Raw genomic sequence first — 18,088 nt, 5'->3', positions numbered from 1 at the left:
CCCAACCCCCCCCCGCGCCGGCGGCCCCCCCCCGGGGGCCCCCACCGGTGGGGCCCCCCCCCCCCCGGGGGGGGGGCCCCTCCAGTCCGTTCTGTGGTTGCGTCCGCGACCGCAGCCTCAGCGCTCGGGGCGTTCCTGGGTCTCCGGCTCGTCGGCCGTGCGGTCGGTGGCGGGCGCGTCGGTAGCGGGCACGTCGGTGGCGGGTACGTCGGTGGCGGGCCGGACGTCCGGTGCCGTGTGGTCCTCGAGCTCGCCGTCGACGGTCTCCGGAGCCGGGTCGACGGCGACCCGCTCTGCCGTCAGCCGGGCCGCACGGCGGGACGAGACCTGGTCGAGCACGACGGCGATGACCGCGCCGACGAGCATGCCGATCGAGACGCCGTACAGGCTGAAGTAGCCGACGAGGCCCGCGAAACCGGTGGTCTCCTGCTGGTTGCCGCGATCGATGCCCATCGTGAGCGCGACGACGATGACCGTCACGAAGAAGCCGAGGACGGCGCCGCCGAGGATGAAGACGCTGAAACGGGGGGCGCGTCGGATGGTGACCTGGTCCGGGCTGGTCACCGCGTTCGGCGCCGGCACCGGGCGTTCGTCGGGTCGATCGGTGTTGCTCACGTCCCCATTGTCCCCCACCTTGGGAGGATCCACGCCCGGCAGTTCGTCCGGTGGACGCGAGATGATGGTGCAGGACGGAACACCGTCGAGGACGGAGGTGCGCGATGGTCGAGGAGACCGCGTCGAGTGAGCGCCGTCCGACGACCGCCCCCGCCCGCCTGTCCTGGCCCGTGATCACCCGTGCCGAAGAGGACCGCGCGGTCGCCGTCGTCGGCGAGCACCGGTGGAGTGTCGCCCTCGTGGGGGCCGCCGGGCTCGGCAAGACCACCGTCGCTGCCCGCGTCACCGACCGGGTCGCCGCGCAGGAGCGGGACACGGACCCGCTGGTCGTGCCGATCACCGCAGTGGCTGCCGGGTCGTCGATGCCCTTCGGCGCCGTGTCGGACCGGTTCGGCGACGTCCTGGGCGACGACCTGACCGAACCCGTGCCGGCCGAGGCGCGCCTCCGGGACGCCGCTGAGGCGGAGGGACGCGACCTGCTCCTCCGGGTCGACGACGCCGACCTGCTCGACGCCCTGTCGGCCCGCTACGTCGCCTGGCTCGTGCGGGACCAGCACGCGCGGCTCGTGCTGACCTGCCGGGACTTCACGGCCCTCGCCGAACCGCTGCGGGCGCTGTGGCAGGACGACCTGCTCGAACGCATCGACCTGGAACCGCTCGACGTGGCCGAGGCCTCGTCCCTGATCGAGCGCGCGCTCGGCGCCCCGCTCGAACCGGCGTCGGTGGAGCAGGTCCACCGGGCGACGCAGGGCAACCCGCTGTACCTGCGCGAGGTCGTGCGGGCCGGCCTGTCCTCGGGAGCGCTCGAGCACACCGCCCTGAGCTGGTACTGGCGCGGACGGGTCACGGCGTCGATGAGCCTGGCGGACATGTACCGCACCGAACTCGGGGCGTTGCCGGGCGAGCTCCGGGACGTCGTGGAGATCGTCGCCCTCGCCGAACCGATCCCGCTGTCCCGCCTGATCGCCCTGGTCGACGGACGCGACCTCGACCGCATGGTGGGGCTGGGCTTCGTCCGGATCGACTCGACCGACACCGGCAGCCCGGTCGCGCGCTCCTCGCACCCGCTCATCGGCGAGGTCGTCCGCGCCCTGGTGCCGGTCGCCCGCCGGACCTCGCTGTTCGCCCGCGCCAACGCGTTCCGTACCGACCGGCCCGAGGGGGCACCACCGGCAGCCCGACTCCGCTCGACCCTCTGGGCACTCGAGTGCGGCATCGTGCCCCCGGTCGACCAGCTGCTCGACGCGGCCCGGGTCGCCGGCGGCCTGCAGGAGCACGAGAGCGCCATCGTCCTGACGACCGCGGCCCTCAACGGCGGACCCGATGCCGGCCTCACCCCGACCGACCGGGTGCGCACCCACTGCCTCCGGTCCCTGGCGTACGGGTACAGCAGCGGGCGCGAGGCCGGCCGGCTCGACGCCGAAGCGGCCTGGGGCCTGGTGACCTCGGGCCCGCGGGTCGACGACGTCGCCGTGGTCGAGGCGTGCGAGACCCTCGCGAACCTCCGCCAGTTCCACGACGACGACACCTCGGCGGCCGTCGCCCTCACCGAGTCCGCGATGCAGTTCGTGGACCTCGAGACGGCCGAGCAGCTCCGGCTCCTGCGGCTGTCACACCTCGGCTGGGGTGGCGACTTCACCGAGGTCCGACAGGAGATCGAGCGCACCGGCGTCCTGCACGCCCCGGCGATCCCGCGGTCCTTCCTGCCGATCGCCGCCTGTGCCGTGGCGGCCCTCGGCACCGGCGGGCGACTCGACGAGGCCATCCGGCTCGCGCAGGCGTGCCTGGCCACGGCGGCCGTGCACCTCGAGGACTCCCCCTGGAGCGTCGGCGAGATCGTGTCCGTCATGCACCAGGTCCAGGTGTGGCGGGGCGACATAGCCGAGATGGTGACCCAGGTGCCGGTCAGCCGGTCGGACCCGTTTCTGAAGTACGACTTCACGCTCGAGCTGTTCGGCATCGGCAACCAGGCGCTGGGACAACGCCGGTGGTCGGACGCCGTCACCGCGTTCACGGCCGCGTGCGAGCGGTACGCCGTCGACGACCCGGGCGGGTTCGCCGCCTACGCGTGGTCCCGTCTGGCGATGTCGCAGGCGTACGCGGGCATGACCGACGCGGCCGCCGAGTCCGTCGAGCGGGCGCGGACGACTCCGCTCCGGGCGATGCGGATCCTGGGCGACCAGATCGAGATGACCATCGCGTGGGCCGAGGCGCTGCTCGGCAACCCCGCCGGGCTCTACCGCGCCGACGAGCTGATCGCCCGCGGGACCGCCTCGGGCGCCTGGACGCACGTGCTCTACGGGCAGGCGCTGCACTACGTGATGGACATCGCGGCCGGTCGGGACACCACGTCGTCGCTCGACCGACTGCAGGACGCGGCGGGACGGGTCGACGGGCCCCTGGCGAGCGCGATCACCCAGTACGCGGACGCACTGCGCTCGGGCGACCGCGGGTGGATCGCCAGCGCCCAGGCCGACCTGGCTGCGTGCGGGATGGCCGTGACCGCCGGACGTCGGACGCAGCCGCTGACGAAGCGGGAGTACGAGGTCGCCCAGCTCGCGGCCCAGGGGTTCTCGAACCGGCGGATCGCCGAACACCTCGGGCTGTCGGTGCGGACGATCGACGCGCACATGTCGCGGGTGTTCGCGAAGTGGGACCTGCGCTCGCGGTCCGAGCTCGCCGAGATGGTCTGACCCGCCCTTCCGGACGGCCCACCGGCCCCGCGGCCCCGCCGAGACGCCGGCGTCAGTGCGAGACGCCGCCATCCGGCCGAGACGCCCCCTGATCCTGCGGCGTCTCAGGCGCACCGCGGCGTCTCACGGAGACGGGCCCGTCTCGACGCCAGGCGCCGGGCACCAGGCGCCGGGCACCAGACGGACGCCGGGCGCCGGGCGCCAGGCAGACGGACGCCGGACGACGGGCACGCGTGCCGCCAGCAGCCGCGACCAGGCAGCCGTCCCCGTCCGGACGGTGCCGCCCGCGTCCGGCCGCGACGGATCGACCGCAAGAAGTTGCGGGATGCAGCACGACTCGCCGTTCTCGTTGACACAGCGGGCCCGCTTTCGCGTAGCGTTGCGTGTGTCGCCGGGTTCGGACCCGTTCGGGTCGGGTCCGAATCCCGGCGACTTCAGCCAGGTTAGAGAACCAGGTGCACGGTCCACATCGGTAGGACCTACCTAATTCCCGCCGGTATCGGCCAGGCCAGCGCCAGCCCACGACCCGCGCCACCCCGAGCCAGCACCGGTCCAGGGCCGGCTGTCGTCTCCACCTTCCGGCCGATGTGCCCGCGTCTCGCCTGCCGCCAGGCTCGTCGGGTGCCGTTCACCATCAGCCACGCAGTCGTCGCCCTGCCGTTCCGCCACACCGTCCTGCCCGTCGCGGCCGTCGCGGTCGGCTCGATGGCCCCCGACGCCGTGCTCTTCGTGCCCGCGCTGCCGCCATACGGCTTCGCGCACTCGTGGGTCGGCGTCGTCACGATCGACCTCGCGGTGTCGCTCGTCGTGCTCGCCGCGTGGTGGTTCCTCGTCCGGCCGGCGTGGACACCCGTCCTGCCCGCCCGGTACCGCGCGCAGCTGCCCGGCTGGCACCGGCCCGAGCGGGTCCCGCCGGCGCGGGTCCCGCTGGTCGTGGTCGCCTGCGTGCTCGGCAGCGTGACGCACGTCGTCTGGGACGCCTGGTCGCACCCGCACGGCTGGGTCGTCCTGCACGTGGCGGCGCTCCGATCAGAGGTCGGCGGGCACCCGGTGTACTCCCTCGTCCAGGACGCGTCGAGCGCCGGTGGCCTGCTGCTGCTCCTCGTGCTGCTGCTGCGGTGGACGCGCCGCGCGGCGCCCGCCGCCGACGGGGCGGGGGTGGGGCGGGCCTCCCGTCCGGAGCGGTCCGGCGCGACCACTGCGGCGTCCGGCCGGGAGGCCCGCATCACCCCGGTCGCCGCCCTCGCCGCCGTCCTGCTGGTCGCGCTGGTGACCGCGGGGTCGGTCCTCGGCCGCGGGGTCGGGTCGCTCGTCGTCCGCGAGGCGTTCGTGCTGCCACCCACGGTCGCGGTGACGCTGGTCGTCGGGGCACTCGTGCTGCTGCTGGTGCGACGCGCGCGGTCGGCGGACCGGTCGGGGCTGCCGGACGTGCCGGGCCAGACGAACTCAGGGCAGACGGACCGGCAGGAACGCGGCGAGGTCCGCCCGTGACCCGGAGGCGCTGACGCGTCGGGCCGTGTCGGGGTCGTCCCAGCGCAGGCGGCCGGTGGCGAGCGCGAGCCACGTCGCCGGGTCGGTCTCGACGACGTTCGGCGGGGTCCCGCGGGTGTGCCGCGGGCCGGGCACGGCCTGCACGGCCGCGAACGGCGGGACCCGGACCTCCACGCTGTTGCCGGGGACGTCCTCGGCCAGGCGCTGCAGGGTCCAGCGGACGGCGGTCGCGATCGAGGTGCGGTCCGTCGCGCCGGCGGTCACGGCCTCCAGGGCAGCCCGTCCGACGGCGTCTTCGATGGTCCTCGGCGGCATCTCCACAGGCTAGCCGGTGCACTGCGGGCGGCGAGTCGGGCTCGGTAGGGTGATCGCGTGCGAATCCTCGTCCTCGGTTCCGGTGCCCGCGAGCACGCGATCATCACGGCCCTCCTGGCGGAGCACGCCGCGTCCCCGGATGGTGGCGGTCACGTCATCACGGCCGCGCCGGGCAACGCCGGCATCGCCGCCGACGTCGAGACGGTGTCGCTCGACCCGTCGAACGGCGCCCTCGTCGCGGAGTACGCGTTCGAGAACGACGTCGACCTGGTCGTCGTCGGGCCCGAGGCCCCGCTCATCGCCGGCGTCGCCGACCCGCTGCGCACCCGCGGCATCCCGGTCTTCGGTCCGGGCAAGGCCGCCGCGCAGCTCGAGGGCTCCAAGGCGTTCGCCAAGCGGATCATGGCCGAAGCGGGCGTCCCGACCGGACGCCCGGTGTACGCCGGCACGGTGGACGAAGCCGCGGCGGCACTCGACGACCTCGGCGCACCGTACGTCGTCAAGGCCGACGGACTGGCCGCCGGCAAGGGCGTCCTGGTGACCGAGGACCGTCAGGCCGCGCTCGACCACGCGACCTACTGGCTGCAGCACGGACACGTCGTGGTCGAGGAGTTCCTCGACGGCGAAGAGGTGTCGCTGTTCTTCCTCAGCGACGGGCACGACGTCCGGCCGCTCTCCCCCGCGCAGGACTACAAGCGTCTGGGCGACGGCGACCTCGGGCCGAACACGGGTGGCATGGGCGCGTACTCGCCGCTGCCGTGGCTCGACGAGCGCTGGGGCTCCGAGCAGGCCTTCGTGGACGAGGTCACCGAGCTCGTCGCCCTGCCGACCGTCCGACAGCTCGAACACGAGGGCACGCCCTTCGTCGGACTGCTCTACTGCGGGCTCATCGTCACCGAGCAGGGCGTGCGGGTCATCGAGTTCAACGCGCGGTTCGGCGACCCCGAGACCCAGGTCGTGCTCCCCCGCCTGGCGACCCCGCTGAGCAGCCTGCTGCTGGCCGCCGCCACCGGGCAGCTCGGCGGCACCCCGCGGCCGGAGTTCCGTGACCAGGCGGCCGTCACCGTCGTCCTGGCGAGTGAGGGCTACCCGGAGAACCCGGTGACCGGTCGGGTCATCACCGGGGTGGACGCTGCGAACGCCCGTGACGGCGTCGCCGTCCTGCACGCCGCGACCGGCACCCTCGACGGCGACCTCGTCGCCACCGGCGGACGCGTGCTCAGTGTCGTCGCGACCGGGTCCGACTTCGCCCAGGCGCGCGACCGCGCGTACGCGGGGCTGCACGACATCACCCTGCCCGGCGGCCAGTTCCGCACCGACATCGCCACGAAGGTCGTCCGATGAGCACCGCACCCGTCGTCGAGGGCTGGCGTCACGTCTCGTCCGGCAAGGTCCGTGAGCTCTACGTGCCGGCCGACACCGTCGACGTCGCCGGCGCCACCGAGCTGCTGCTGCTGGCCTCGGACCGGGTCAGCGCGTACGACTTCGCGCTCGAGCCGCCGATCCCCGGCAAGGGCGAGCTGCTGACGCGGCTGTCCCGCTTCTGGTTCGACCAGCTGCGCGACGTCCCGAACCACCTGCTCACGCCGAGCGGCACCACGACCCCGGTGCCGGCCGATGTCGAGGCCCGGTCGATGCACGTCATGCCGCTCCGGATGTTCCCGATCGAGTGCGTCGTCCGCGGGTACCTGGTCGGCAGCGGCTGGACCGAGTACCAGCAGTCCGGCAGCGTCTGCGGTGTCGCCCTGCCCGCCGGGCTGTCGAACGGCGACCGTCTGCCGGAGCCGATCTACACGCCGGCGTACAAGGCGCCGCAGGGCGAGCACGACGAGAACATCTCGTTCGAGCGCACCGAGGAGCTCGTCGGAGCGGCCGATGCGGCAGCCCTCCGTGACCTCTCGCTCGCGGTGTACTCCGACGCGGCGGCGATCGCCCTGCAGCGCGGGGTGGTCATCGCGGACACGAAGTTCGAGTTCGGGCGCGACGCCGACGGCCTGATCCGCATCGCGGACGAGGTCCTGACCAGCGACTCCAGCCGCTACTGGGACGCCGTCACGTACGAGTCGGGCAACCGTACGGACTCGTTCGACAAGCAGATCGTCCGCGACTGGCTCAGCGCCAACTGGGACCGTACGGGCACGCCGCCGGTGCTGCCGGACGAGGTCGTCGCCCGGACGGCCGCCCGGTACCGGGAGCTCATCGAGCGCCTCGGCGCCTGACGCGGGTCAGGCGTCGCGGGAGACCACGACGACGGTCAGGTCGTCGCCCGGGTCGTGCTCGATCGCACGGCCGCGGACGCCCGCCAGGAACGCCCCGAGGTCCGACGACTTCCGGTACAGCGCACCGAGACGGGACAGTGACGCCAGGGTCGAGTCCCAGAGCTCGAGCGCCCCGTCGCTGACCAGCACGAGCGAGTCCCCCGGTTCGAGGACGAGCTGCCCGACGGCACGGTCGATGCCGACCGGGTGCAGGCCGATCGGCAGGTCGACGGAGCGCAGGACGGTCTCGGTGCCGTCGGCGTGCAGGTGCAGCACGAGGCCGTGCCCCGCGTCGACGAAGTCGAGCCTGCCCGTGGTGGTGTCGAGTCGGCCGTGGAAGAGCGTGGCGAAGGCCTCGGCTGCGCTGAGGTCCGGCGCCACCTGCTCCTCGAGTGCGGCGACGGCGGTCGGTGGGACCTCGTTGCAGCGGGCGAGCAGTGCTCCGCGCATCCCGGCGGCGAGGAGGCCGGCGGCCATGCCCTTCCCCATCACGTCCGCGACGGTCAGGTCGACGGTGTCGCCGGCCACACGCCACTCGTGGAAGTCACCCGACACGATGCCGTGCGGGATCGACGTGCCGCCGATCGTCCACCCCGGCAGGTCGACGGTCCGCGGCTGCAGCCCCGTCAGGACGGCGCGGATCCGGTCGTCGTCGAGGCCCGTGGCGAGCTCGCGCTCCGCCCAGACTGCGAGTTCCTGCAGCAGGACGACGTCGTCCGCGGTGAGGGTCCGGGGCTGCGGGTCGATGAGGCAGAGCGTGCCGACCTTGGTCGCGTCTGCACCCACGTGCAGCGGCACCCCGGCGTAGAAGCGGACGTTCGGGTCGTCGTTCACCATCGGCAGGTCCGAGAACCGCTGGTCGTCGCGGGCGTCCGCCACGACCACGGGACCGTCCTGGTGCAGGGTCCGTCCGCAGAAGGTGTCACGGAGCGGCGTCGACCCGGGGAACACCGCGTCGGACTGCTGGGACTTGTGGAAGAGCAGGTCGTCGCCCGCCAGGTTGAGGAAGGAACCGGCGACGCCGAAGGCCTCGCGTGCGATCCGGGTGATGCGTTCGAAGCGCTCCTCGGGCCCGCCCTGCACGACATCCAGGGCGGCCAGGAGGGCAGCACGACGAGCGGTCTCGGGAGCGGAAGCCTGATCCGCATGCTGCTCCACGTGCTCGATGCTCATGTCTCCACGCTAACGCGGATACCGGACAGCGCCCTCGTCCTGTGTCCAGAACGCATGCCCCCAGTGGACGGGTCACCCGGCCGCCGCCGCGTACTCTGGGGCGGTGCTCCGCCGTGTCGTCCCCGTCCTCGCCCTGGTCTGTGGCGCGACCCTGGCCCTCACCGGCTGCGGCGCGCAGAACCCGACCGGGCAGGTGTCCGTCACGGTGTCGCAGAACGCCGCCGACCACCCGTACCAGGTGAAGGTGTTCCTGCCCAACGGGGAACCGTCGTCGCACCAGCAGGTCTACCCGGGTGACACCGCCGACTTCGCGGGCGTGCCCCTCGGCGAGGTCACCGTCCGCGCCGGCGACCTGTGCCCGGAGCGGGCTCAGGTCCGAGCCGACCAGGTCGCGAAGGTGACGCTGACGACCGTCGGGTGCTGAGCCTCCCGGCCGGGAGGCGCGGTGCGGGCCCGCCCCGTCACGTCGCGGTGCGTCACGTCGCCCTGCGTCACTTCGCTTCGGGCACCGCGTCCCACTCCGCGCCGTAGCGCGACAGCACCGACCACCGGTCGGCCGGCCAGGTGATGACGAACGCGCGGCCGACGACGTCGTCCAGCGGGACGTTGCCGTGGATGCGCGAGTCGGCCGAGTTGTACCGGTTGTCGCCCATCACCCAGATCCGCCCCTTCGGCACCGTGATCGAGAAGTCGTCGCCCGACACCCGTTTCACGTCCGCCGGCAGCCGCACGTACGGCTCGTCGACGGCGTGCCCGTTCACCGACAGCCGGCCCTGGGCGTCGCAGCACTGCACGCGGTCGCCCGGCAGCCCAATGACCCGCTTGATGAGGTCGTCGCCCTGCCCCGGGCCGAGCCACGCGTTCGGGTCGCGGAAGACGACGACGTCCCCGCGCTCGAGCGGCATCACGTGCGGCACGAGCTCGTTGACGAGCACGCGGTCGCCGACGAGCAGGGTGTTCTCCATCGACTCCGACGGGATGTAGAACGAGCGCACCAGGTACGCCTTGACCAGGAACGAGGCGAGCAGCGCCAGCACGACGATGACCACCAGGTCGCGGATGAACCGCTTCGTCGACCTGCGGCGTTCGTCCGCGGGGCTCGCCTCGGGTGCCTCGGTGCTCAATGTGTCGCCACCACCTTCACCAGCGAGATGGCGAGCGCGACCGCGGCGAGCACGATCCCGCCCCACAGCCCCAGGAACGAGGGGCGCTTCCCACTGAACCGCTGCAGGACCACCCCGACCAGGCCGATGCGGACGACCAGGATGACGACCGCCGCGATCTGCGCGCCCTCTGCCGGCAGCCACCCGACCCACGCGGCCGCGTAGAGCACCGCCGGGATCAGCCCGGAGGTGGCGATCGGGTTCGCGTTGCGCGTGATCACCGCGACGGTCTCGCGACGGGCGTCCTCGTCGTCGGTGGCACCGATCGAGTGTGCCACCAGGTGCGACAGGACGTGCGCCAGGTAGGTCAGGACCGCGGTCGCCAGCACCGTCAGCACCGCGGCGCCGTGCTCGATCTGCTCCGGTGAGACGGCGATCGCGACGGCGAGCACGGTGATGTTGCCGTAGATGTACGACGACATGCGGTCGCGGGCCTGCTCGACCGGCAGGTCTTCGGGTCGCGGGCGGCGACCTCGGCGTTCAGGGGGCATCGGTCCATCTTGGCCCGTCCCGGCCGGGTCCGGCTGACGAGCAACCGGGTGTGATGCCAAGGTGGTCAGGACCGTGCACCGCCGCACGGTCGGGATGGAGGCCCGCATGACGAACCGCAGACCACTCGCCCTGGTGACCGGGGTCGGCCGACGAGCCGGCATCGGCGCCGCGATCGCCATCCGCCTCGCGACCGACGGCTGGGACCTCGCGATCAGCTGGTGGGGTCCGTACGACGAGCGGGTGCACGGGGCTGCCGACCCGGCGGGGGTGGACGCGGTCGTCGCGGAGTGTGTGGCGGCGGGAGCTGCCGTGACGCGCCTCCCGGTCGACCTGGGTGACCCGGAGCAGGCGGCCGCACTCGTCGGCCGTGCCGAGGCAGAGGCGGGCGCACCGGTGACCGCCGTCGTCATGTCGCACTGCGAGTCGGCGGACTCCGACTTCGCGACGACGACCGTCGAGTCGTTCGACAAGCACCTGGCCGTGAACGTCCGCGCGCCGTTCCTCATCGTCCAGGCCTACGCGCGACGACTGCGGGAGGGTGCCGACGTGCCGCTCGACCGCCGCCGGGTGATCGCGCTGACGAGCGACCACGTCGGGTTCAACCTGCCGTACGGCACCAGCAAGGGAGCCCTCGACCGGCTGATCGTCGGGGCGGCGATCGAGCTCGGCGACGTCCGGGTGAGCGCGAACACCATCAACCCGGGGCCGAACGACACCGGGTGGATGACGGACGAGATCCGGCAGTCCGCCGTCGACCAGACCCCGCTCGGACGGCCGTCGATGCCGACCGACACCGCCGCGCTCGTCGGGTTCCTGTGCGGGCCGGACGGCGGGTGGGTGAACGGGCAGCTGCTCAAGACCGACGGTGGGTTCAGCGCGAAGTGAGGGTGTCGGGGCGCTCGGGCTCGTTTTGTTGACGCGTCAACGATCTCGGCGCAGACTGAGCGGATGAACTCGCAGGACCTCCTCGCCGCGGACACCGGGATGGGCGCCGTCACGCTCCGGGTCGCCGACCTCGATGCCATGACGGCGTTCTACCGGGACGGTGTGCGGCTGACGGTGCTCGTGCAGGAGGGGGCGCGGGTCGTGCTCGGGCGGCCGGCGGCGGGCGGGGGTGCGGTGCCGGTCGCGGGTGCTGTGCCGACTGGTGGTGCGGTGCCGGCGGGTGGTGCGCTCGACGTGCCCGTCGTCGTGCTCGAGCACGAGCCTGCGCTCCGGCACGCGAGCCCCGGGCAGGCCGGCCTGTTCCACACCGCCGTCGTGTTCGACGACCGTGCGGACCTGGCCGCCGCGCTGTACTCCGTCGCCACGCGGTACCCGCAGTCGTTCACCGGCAGCGCCGACCACCTGGTCAGCAACGCGTTCTACTTCACCGACCCCGAGGGCAACGGCGTCGAGCTGTACTGGGACCGCGACCGCACCGAGTGGTCGTGGACGCACGGGTCGATCGACATGGACACCGTGTACATCGACCCGAACGCGTTCCTGCAGGAGCACCTCACCGCCGAGGCGCTCGAGCACGCGGACGCCCGACCCGGCCGAGTCGGCCACGTGCACCTGTCGGTCGGGGACGTGGCCGCAGCGAAGGCGTTCTACGTCGACACGCTCGGCTTCGCGACCACCGCAGCGATGGGCAGCCAGGCGTTGTTCGTCAGCGCCGGCGGATACCACCACCACATGGCGATGAACACGTGGAACTCCCGGGGAGCGGGTCGCCGGCAGCAGGCGCTCGGCCTCGGGTTGGTCCGGATCGAGGTCCCGGCCGTCGACGACCTCGGAGCGCTGACCACGCGCATGCGCGATGCCGGGGTGCAGACCGCGGACGACGGACGGACGGTCGCGTTCGACGACCCGTGGGCGAACCGCATCGAGGTGACCACCGCCGGTCGCGGGTGACGTAGCGGGCGTGCGCCGCGCCTCCCGGTCACCGTCATCGGGTGCGGAAGTACCGGTGCAGGTCACGCTCCCGGATCAGCGCGACGCTCGCGGCTCCCCCGACGACGACACCGACGAGTCCGAGCGCGCTGAGCACTGCGGCACCGGTGAGGATCGGCAGACCGTCGCCGGCCGGCAGGCCCCGGACCATCACGACGGACACGGCGAGCGCCAGCGTCGCGCCCACCGAGCCCCACGCCAGGTGTTGGACCGCGATGCCGAGCGCCTGCGCCGCCACACCGACCCCGACGTGACGGTCCGAGGCGATGGACAACCGCCGACGCAGCACCGCGGCGCACCCGACCACCAGTCCGAGTCCGAGCGCCACCGACTCGAGCAAGCCCACGGTCGGCGGTTCGCTCGGAAGGAACGTGGTGCCGGACCGGGGGTTCAGCTGGCCGAGCGTCGACCGCTCGCCGTCCTCGGAACCGGTCGCCGTCAGCAGTGTCCGCCGGAGCGCGGCGACGGCGGACTCGTCCGCCGGCCAGATCGTCGCCCAGCACGTATCGAAGGGCGCACCGTCGTCAGCGGCGGGTGCCAGGACCGCGTACGACAGCTCGGGGTCGCGGCCGTCGTCCGGGTAGGCGTAGACCCCGGCGACCGGGACCGGGCCGTCCGGGGTGGCGATGCGCTGGCCCGCCCGGACGCCGAGGACGTCGGCCACCTCGGGGGCGACGACGACACCCGCGTCGGCCGTGGACCCTGTGACGCTGAACAGTGCGGTCGCTCCGCCGGTCACCTCGTAGGTCGGGATCGAGCTTCCCGGGAGCGCCGCGACGACCATGCCGTCCTCGGTCTTCCGGAAGGCCCCGGCGGCCAGCACGTTCGGCTCGTCGGCCAGTGCCGCGCACGCTCGCCCGTCGATCCGTCCGGCAGCCGTGAACACCTGCGTCGCGGCACCGGACGTCACCCACTGGGCGGCGGCGCGGACGTCGGCTGTGACAGTGACGGTCCGGCTGCCGACGACTCCGGCGAGCAGCACCGCCAGGACCACCGCGCAGACGACCCCGGCGCCGGCACCCGAGCTGAGGTCCCGCCAGGCTTCCCGGAGCACCTCGATCGTCCGCATGCCGGGCCGGCTCACCGGAAGGCCCCGAGGTCGAGGACAGCTCCACATGCTGCCCGTGTGGCATCGTCGTGCGTCGCGACGACGACCGTGGTGCCGGCGGCTGCGAGTTCGGCGATCACGTCGTTCACCTCGGCCGCGGTCGTCCGGTCGAGTTGCGCGGTGGGTTCGTCGACGAGCATGAGCGTCGGGGCCGCGGCGACGCCCCGAGCGAGCATCAGCCGCTGTGCCTCGCCACCCGAGAGTTCGCGGAACCGCGCTGCGGCCCGGCCCGCGAGACCGAAACGCTCGAGGACGACCATGGCCCGGTCCTCGGCCGCACGTCGACGCATCCCTCGGGCGAGCAACGGCAGGGTCACGTGGTCGAGGGCGGTCCGGCGCGCCACCCCGTGCGGGTTCTGGAACACCCACAGCACGGCGGCGTCATCGGGCAGTTCCACCCGTCCGGACGTCGGCGTGGTCATCCGGGCGAGGATCGCGAGCAGCGTCGACTTCCCGGACCCACTCGGGCCGACCAAGGCCGTCACGGTGCCCTCGTCGAAGGTCCGCTCGACGTCGTGGAACAGCTCGGTGCCGTTCGGCCACCGGTGCCCGACAGCGCTGAGGCTCACCGGCACGGCCGACCACCCTCGGGTGTCGCGCGGATGCGGTCGAGTGTGGTCCCCGATCCGGCCCGGACGAAGGACTGACCGAGTTCCGATCCGACGACCTCGACCGGGACGGGATCCCCGGTCACCGGTTGGACGCACGCGTGGTCGTCCCGGAGGTCCCAGAGTGCGGTCGGGGGGACGACCTGGACCGTGAGCGGCTCGGCGAGCGCCCACGTCGTCGGCAGCGTGGGGACGCCGTCGGCGGACGCCACCGTGGCGGCGTACTCCGGCAGCGCGCCGATCTGCGCGAGTGCTGCCGGGTCCGTCACCACTCCGTGGTCGTCGACGGCGCTGCGGAACTGTCCGACGGTGATCGCACGCGGGCCGGCCACGACGTCCGCCGGGAGCTGCTCGATCCGTGCTCCGCGCAGTTCGGCGGGCAGCTCGACGAGCGTGCCGTCGGCGTCCACCGGCGCCCCGACCACTGCCGTGCAGGTCCGGACCGTTGCCTCTGCCGCGGGGATCCACGCGAAGGCCGAGCGCTCGATCGTGTCGTCCGAGAGCGCCGAACGGGGAACGTCGTGGGCCAGGAGGAACGACCGCGCTGCCCGGAGCGTCCCCGGTCCGACGATCCCGTCGACGGTGATCGTCGAACCAAGTCGAGCGAGTTCCTGTTGCAGTCCGCGGACGTCCTCGCCCCGGTCGTCGTCGTGGAGGTCTCGGAACAGCGGCGTCCCACTGGCCAACGCGATCACCGGCAGGTCGTCGACCCGGGCGATCTCCGTGCCGCTCCGGAGGACTCCGCCGGTCGAGCACGACGAGGACGTGACGATGCCGGTGCGGCTCGTGACCACAGCGCGGGGCGCACCGGTGTCGAGCGCCAGCTGCACCTGGTGTTCGTCGGCGTCCGACCGCTCGGTGACCGCCACCGTCTCGACCGGGGTCGCCGTCCGCAGGGCCGCGGGCGGATCGGCCGGGAGTGCGACGACCGCGCCGACACCGGCGGCTGCAGCGACCAGCAGGCTGCCGAGACCGAGGAGCGAGCCGGACAGCATGCTGTTGCGCCGCCCGCTCATCCCTGCCGCCAGAGGCCGAGTGGGTCGAGTCGACACTGCACGGCAGCGGGGTCGTACTCGTCGAACGAGAAGCTGCCGGTGTCGTTCTCGGACCGCCATAGGCGTTCCGTGTAGTCAGCGCCGACGAGCCCGGACTTCCGCAGACACGCGGCGGTGATCTTCGCGTCGTCCTGCTTCTCAGGGTTCCGTCGAGTCTCGGTGAAGAGGTACGTGATGCTGTGGTCCCATCTGTCGAGGCACGCGAGCCGCAGCTGCTCGAGCGCGGCGTCCACGTCCTTCGTGAGTTCGCTTCCGTCCGAGGCCGTCACCTCGTAGGTGTTCTCCTCGGTCCACTCGAGGTCGAAGCCGCCGTCGCGCATGCACGTCTGCACTCGACGGTGCGATTCACTGACCTCAGCAGCGGCCACGACACCGTCCGCCAACACGTTCCGTTCGTAGGGCGAGCCCTCGTCTCGAGCCTGCGCGAACTCCGCGCCCCATGGATCGTCCGCCAGTGCAGAGCGAGTGTCGTGACGAGCATCGGTTGGACCGGATGTGCAGCCAGCGAGGGCTCCAGTCGCGAGCATCACGGCGAGGAACCGAACCGCCGTCGGTAGCGAGAACAACTCGTGCGCCGATCAGGCTCGGACCATCCCGTACTGCGTCACGTTGGGGTAGCAGAGCTTCTCGAACGACCAAGCAACGCCTCCACTGATGACGATGCCGACGAGCGCGGTACTGATGACCAACTTCTTCACGATCTTTCTTCTCTCTGTTCGCCACGGACCTCGTGGCGGTCCTCCACGCAAGTGATGTCGGAAGCAGAATGCAGAGCCGCCCCCTGGCGACCCCTTCCACTTCGTCGCTCGCTCATCCCTGCCGCCCGAGGCCGAGCGGGTCCAGCCGACATTGGGTGGCCTCCGGAGACCACTGCTCGAAGGAGAAACGGTCGTCGGCCTGCTCACTTCGCCATCGCCGTTCGGTGTAATCCGCGCCGACCACTCCCGAGCGCTGCAGACACGCCACCTGGATCGCGGCCTCGGCCCGGTGCTCCGGGTTCCGTCGGACCGCATCGAACAGCATCGAGATGTCGTGGTCGAACCGCCGCGAGCAGTCAGCCAGGTACGACGCGACCTGCTCGATGCTCTCGCTCTGACGATGCAACGGATCGATGTCGGCAGCACCGTCACGGTGTTCCTCGTACCGGTACCCGTGGCTCCGCATGCACTTGCTCGTCCGTGCTCGTGCATCAGCGCGTTCGTCGGCGGTGATCACCCCGTCCGACAGGATCTCCTCTTGGTACGGAGCCAGCGCTGCTTCCGCGAACTCTGCCGCCCAGGGGCCAGCGGCCGTGAAGGCCGCGGGGTCGACCCGATCGGGAGTCGGCTCGCCACCGTCCGGAGGCGTCTGGGCGCAGCCGCTCAGAACCGTGAAACACACCGCCAGCAGGGCGCACGATCGTAGCCTCACGGTTCCCGCCACAGCCCGAGCGGATCGAGTCGGCACTGCTGTGCGCGCTTGTCGTACTCGTTGAACGAGAACACTCCGGAGTCGGACTCGGCCCGCCACTTCCGCTCGGTGTAGTCGTTCCCGACCACGCCGACCCTCCGAAGACACGCAACGGTGATCTTCGCTTCGTCCTGCTTCTCCGGATTGCGTCGGGATTCCTCGAAGAGCATCGTCACGTACTCGTCGTACTTCTTCTCGCACGCGCGCAGTACCGGATCGGACCTGTCGAAGAAATCGTCGGGGTACTTTCCGTCGAGAGAGAGCAGGTCGAAGCCCCCGTCTGGGTCGTACTTGATCCCGAGTCCCGAGTCGGCGAGACATCCACTCACTCGTCCGTGCACGTCCTCGACCTCAGCGGTGGTGATCTGCCCGTCAGCGAGAATCTTCTCCTCGTACGAGGAGACGCCCGCACCGAGCGCTTCACGGAACTCATCGGCCCACGGACCAGCAGGAGCGAGTGAAGATTCGGCCGCGGCGCCCGCCACCTGGGTCTCCGTGATTCGTGCACACCCAGACGAGAGGAGCGTGACGACCACCGCGATCGCGATCGCCACGCCGGCGCAACCACGCTCTCGGCGCACCGGTTACCTCGCAGTCATCCCGTACGAGACGACATTGGCCCAGCAGAGGCTTTGGTACGACCACCCCGATCGGCCGACCCAGGCACCGTACTTGGAAGAAGAATTTCGAATGGCGTTCCAATGGCGAGCGCTCGAGCAAGTGTTGTTCTTGCCCTTCAGCAGGCTGACCGACCCGTAGCAGGCCGCCGCCTCTGCCCGGGGTGCGGTCGCGGCATCGAGCGCGACCGTGCCGCTGACGAGCGTGCCCACGACGGCTGCGCCGAGGATCAACTTCGTGATCATGTCCATTCCCTCCATCTCTGCGAGCTCCCCGCAGTGATGTGCAACGTATTACCCTTCACTGGCGGACGCAACTGTTCATGTCGCATCTCGAATAGCCCAAGATGGGAACATGAGCGAAGACATCCGGTGGGAGGTGGTCGAGGAGAGCGCACTGACGCTCACCGACCACGAGGCGATCGCAGCGATGCTGGCGCAGGCGTTCCCGAGTTGGTCGCACTGGTACGTCGGAGGCCGGAGCTGGTCCGGGATGCAACCCGAGCGCCGCGTGCTCGGCCGGACCGAGGACGGCGTCGTCCTGGCCCACGTCGGCATCCGCCGGATGTTCGTCACGGTCGGCGGCGAGGACGTCCTGGTGGGCGACACCGGCCTGGTCGGTGTCTCACCGCGCCTGCAGGGCACCGGTGTGGGCCGCGAGCTGATGGAACGTGTCCACGACGTGCTCGACGGGCTCCGCGTGCCGTACGGCTTCCTCGGCGCCGGCGAGGACCGGATACCCTTCTACGCCCACATGGGCTGGCACGAGTTCCCCGAGGCGATCGGCACCTTCAGCGCCTTCACTGCGGAGGGCGCCGGCGTCGTCGAGACCGAGCAGGGCGGCTGGATGGTCCGGCCGGTGACGGCCCGGCTCGAGGACTGGCCGGAGGGTCCGATCCTCCTCAACGGCCAGCAGGTCTGAGGGACCCGATCCCGACGCGCCCGCCTGCGGTCGCCGAGCGGTCAGGAACGGTCGCACCGGGTCTCCCGGAACGACGGCTGCTGACCACTTGACGGAACTGAGCGGGGAGTCTCGACCGCTCGGCGCGCCGCCTGCGCCGAGCAGGCGGGCCGACAGACCACAGACGGGAGGCGCGGTGCGAGTCGAACTCGCAC

The 18,088-nt window shown here is 72.0% G+C and carries 20 protein-coding genes; 8 read left to right on the top strand and 12 right to left on the bottom strand.

Going from position 1 to position 18,088, the window contains the following annotated elements:
• Window positions 1–117: 117 nt before the first annotated feature.
• A complete protein-coding gene (locus tag QCD68_RS14290) occupies window positions 118–615 on the bottom strand; it encodes a hypothetical protein (protein ID WP_301223500.1) in 498 nt (165 codons plus the stop codon).
• Between the two features lie 104 nt (window positions 616–719).
• Between QCD68_RS14290 and QCD68_RS14285 the strand changes: the two genes are divergently transcribed.
• Entirely contained in the window at window positions 720–3,308 is a 2,589-nt protein-coding gene (locus QCD68_RS14285; RefSeq protein ID WP_301223499.1) for a helix-turn-helix transcriptional regulator, read from the top strand.
• Window positions 3,309–3,929: 621 nt separating this feature from the next.
• A complete protein-coding gene (locus QCD68_RS14280) occupies window positions 3,930–4,799 on the top strand; it encodes a DUF4184 family protein (protein ID WP_301223498.1) in 870 nt (289 codons plus the stop codon).
• Here the strand turns inward: QCD68_RS14280 and QCD68_RS14275 are convergent.
• Window positions 4,755–5,114 (bottom strand): sterol carrier family protein, encoded by a 360-nt coding sequence (locus QCD68_RS14275; protein ID WP_301223497.1) that lies wholly within the window; start codon window positions 5,112–5,114, stop codon window positions 4,755–4,757. The two genes, QCD68_RS14280 and QCD68_RS14275, sit on opposite strands and share 45 nt — an antisense overlap.
• A 57-nt stretch (window positions 5,115–5,171) precedes the next feature.
• Here QCD68_RS14275 and purD point away from each other — a divergent pair, with 57 nt between their 5' ends.
• Both purD and QCD68_RS14265 read left to right on the top strand, forming a co-directional pair.
• Complete coding sequence (gene purD / locus QCD68_RS14270) at window positions 5,172–6,458, top strand: phosphoribosylamine--glycine ligase (RefSeq protein WP_301223496.1); 1,287 nt, start codon at window positions 5,172–5,174, stop codon at window positions 6,456–6,458.
• Window positions 6,455–7,333, top strand: a complete 879-nt coding sequence (locus QCD68_RS14265; protein WP_301223495.1) for a phosphoribosylaminoimidazolesuccinocarboxamide synthase — start codon at window positions 6,455–6,457, stop codon at window positions 7,331–7,333. The genes purD and QCD68_RS14265 overlap by 4 nt, the downstream gene beginning before the upstream one ends.
• A 6-nt stretch (window positions 7,334–7,339) precedes the next feature.
• Here QCD68_RS14265 and QCD68_RS14260 read toward each other — a convergent pair whose 3' ends face one another.
• Window positions 7,340–8,545: a SpoIIE family protein phosphatase gene (locus QCD68_RS14260; RefSeq protein WP_301223494.1), complete on the bottom strand. Its 1,206-nt coding sequence runs from the start codon at window positions 8,543–8,545 to the stop codon at window positions 7,340–7,342.
• 103 nt (window positions 8,546–8,648) lie between these two features.
• Between QCD68_RS14260 and QCD68_RS14255 the strand changes: the two genes are divergently transcribed.
• Window positions 8,649–8,969, top strand: coding sequence for a hypothetical protein (locus tag QCD68_RS14255; RefSeq protein ID WP_253467281.1), 321 nt, complete (start codon window positions 8,649–8,651; stop codon window positions 8,967–8,969).
• A 67-nt stretch (window positions 8,970–9,036) separates the two neighbouring features.
• On the opposite strand, the gene lepB is transcribed toward QCD68_RS14255, so the two are convergent.
• Both lepB and QCD68_RS14245 read right to left on the bottom strand, forming a co-directional pair.
• On the bottom strand, window positions 9,037–9,669 hold the full coding sequence (gene lepB / locus QCD68_RS14250; RefSeq protein WP_258376705.1) for a signal peptidase I: 633 nt from the start codon (window positions 9,667–9,669) through the stop codon (window positions 9,037–9,039).
• Window positions 9,666–10,199 carry a hypothetical protein gene (locus QCD68_RS14245; protein ID WP_253467275.1) on the bottom strand — a complete coding sequence of 178 codons (534 nt, stop codon included), beginning with the start codon at window positions 10,197–10,199 and terminating at the stop codon, window positions 9,666–9,668. The genes lepB and QCD68_RS14245 overlap by 4 nt, the downstream gene beginning before the upstream one ends.
• A 106-nt stretch (window positions 10,200–10,305) precedes the next feature.
• Between QCD68_RS14245 and QCD68_RS14240 the strand changes: the two genes are divergently transcribed.
• The gene (locus QCD68_RS14240) at window positions 10,306–11,085 is read left to right on the top strand and encodes an SDR family oxidoreductase (RefSeq protein ID WP_301223493.1); all 780 of its coding nucleotides are present in this window, start codon (window positions 10,306–10,308) and stop codon (window positions 11,083–11,085) included.
• Between the two features lie 63 nt (window positions 11,086–11,148).
• Window positions 11,149–12,096 carry a VOC family protein gene (locus tag QCD68_RS14235; RefSeq protein WP_301223492.1) on the top strand — a complete coding sequence of 316 codons (948 nt, stop codon included), beginning with the start codon at window positions 11,149–11,151 and terminating at the stop codon, window positions 12,094–12,096.
• A 34-nt stretch (window positions 12,097–12,130) separates the two neighbouring features.
• Here the strand turns inward: QCD68_RS14235 and QCD68_RS14230 are convergent, their stop codons facing one another.
• From QCD68_RS14230 to QCD68_RS14200, 7 genes are all read right to left on the bottom strand, one after another.
• The gene (locus QCD68_RS14230) at window positions 12,131–13,204 is read right to left on the bottom strand and encodes a hypothetical protein (protein WP_301223491.1); all 1,074 of its coding nucleotides are present in this window, start codon (window positions 13,202–13,204) and stop codon (window positions 12,131–12,133) included.
• A gap of 11 nt (window positions 13,205–13,215) precedes the next feature.
• On the bottom strand, window positions 13,216–13,818 hold the full coding sequence (locus QCD68_RS14225) for an ABC transporter ATP-binding protein (RefSeq protein WP_301223490.1): 603 nt from the start codon (window positions 13,816–13,818) through the stop codon (window positions 13,216–13,218).
• Window positions 13,809–14,867 (bottom strand): peptidoglycan-binding domain-containing protein, encoded by a 1,059-nt coding sequence (locus tag QCD68_RS14220; protein ID WP_301223489.1) that lies wholly within the window; start codon window positions 14,865–14,867, stop codon window positions 13,809–13,811. Before QCD68_RS14220 ends, QCD68_RS14225 begins: the two co-directional genes overlap by 10 nt.
• Complete coding sequence (locus tag QCD68_RS14215) at window positions 14,864–15,226, bottom strand: hypothetical protein (protein WP_301223488.1); 363 nt, start codon at window positions 15,224–15,226, stop codon at window positions 14,864–14,866. Before QCD68_RS14215 ends, QCD68_RS14220 begins: the two co-directional genes overlap by 4 nt.
• A gap of 490 nt (window positions 15,227–15,716) precedes the next feature.
• Window positions 15,717–16,328, bottom strand: a complete 612-nt coding sequence (locus QCD68_RS14210; RefSeq protein WP_301223487.1) for a hypothetical protein — start codon at window positions 16,326–16,328, stop codon at window positions 15,717–15,719.
• Window positions 16,313–16,909 carry a hypothetical protein gene (locus QCD68_RS14205; protein ID WP_301223486.1) on the bottom strand — a complete coding sequence of 199 codons (597 nt, stop codon included), beginning with the start codon at window positions 16,907–16,909 and terminating at the stop codon, window positions 16,313–16,315. The genes QCD68_RS14210 and QCD68_RS14205 overlap by 16 nt, the downstream gene beginning before the upstream one ends.
• 30 nt (window positions 16,910–16,939) lie before the next feature.
• Window positions 16,940–17,218, bottom strand: coding sequence for a hypothetical protein (locus tag QCD68_RS14200; RefSeq protein ID WP_301223485.1), 279 nt, complete (start codon window positions 17,216–17,218; stop codon window positions 16,940–16,942).
• 109 nt (window positions 17,219–17,327) lie between these two features.
• Here QCD68_RS14200 and QCD68_RS14195 point away from each other — a divergent pair, with 109 nt between their 5' ends.
• Window positions 17,328–17,894: a GNAT family N-acetyltransferase gene (locus tag QCD68_RS14195; RefSeq protein ID WP_253467237.1), complete on the top strand. Its 567-nt coding sequence runs from the start codon at window positions 17,328–17,330 to the stop codon at window positions 17,892–17,894.
• Window positions 17,895–18,088 lie beyond the last annotated feature (194 nt).

Origin of the sequence: Curtobacterium sp. PsM8 (genome assembly GCF_030433875.1) — a bacterium.
Lineage (GTDB): Bacteria > Actinomycetota > Actinomycetes > Actinomycetales > Microbacteriaceae > Curtobacterium.
The sequence above is the reverse complement of the archived record's forward strand: the minus strand, read 5'-3'. Positions and strand labels throughout refer to the sequence as shown.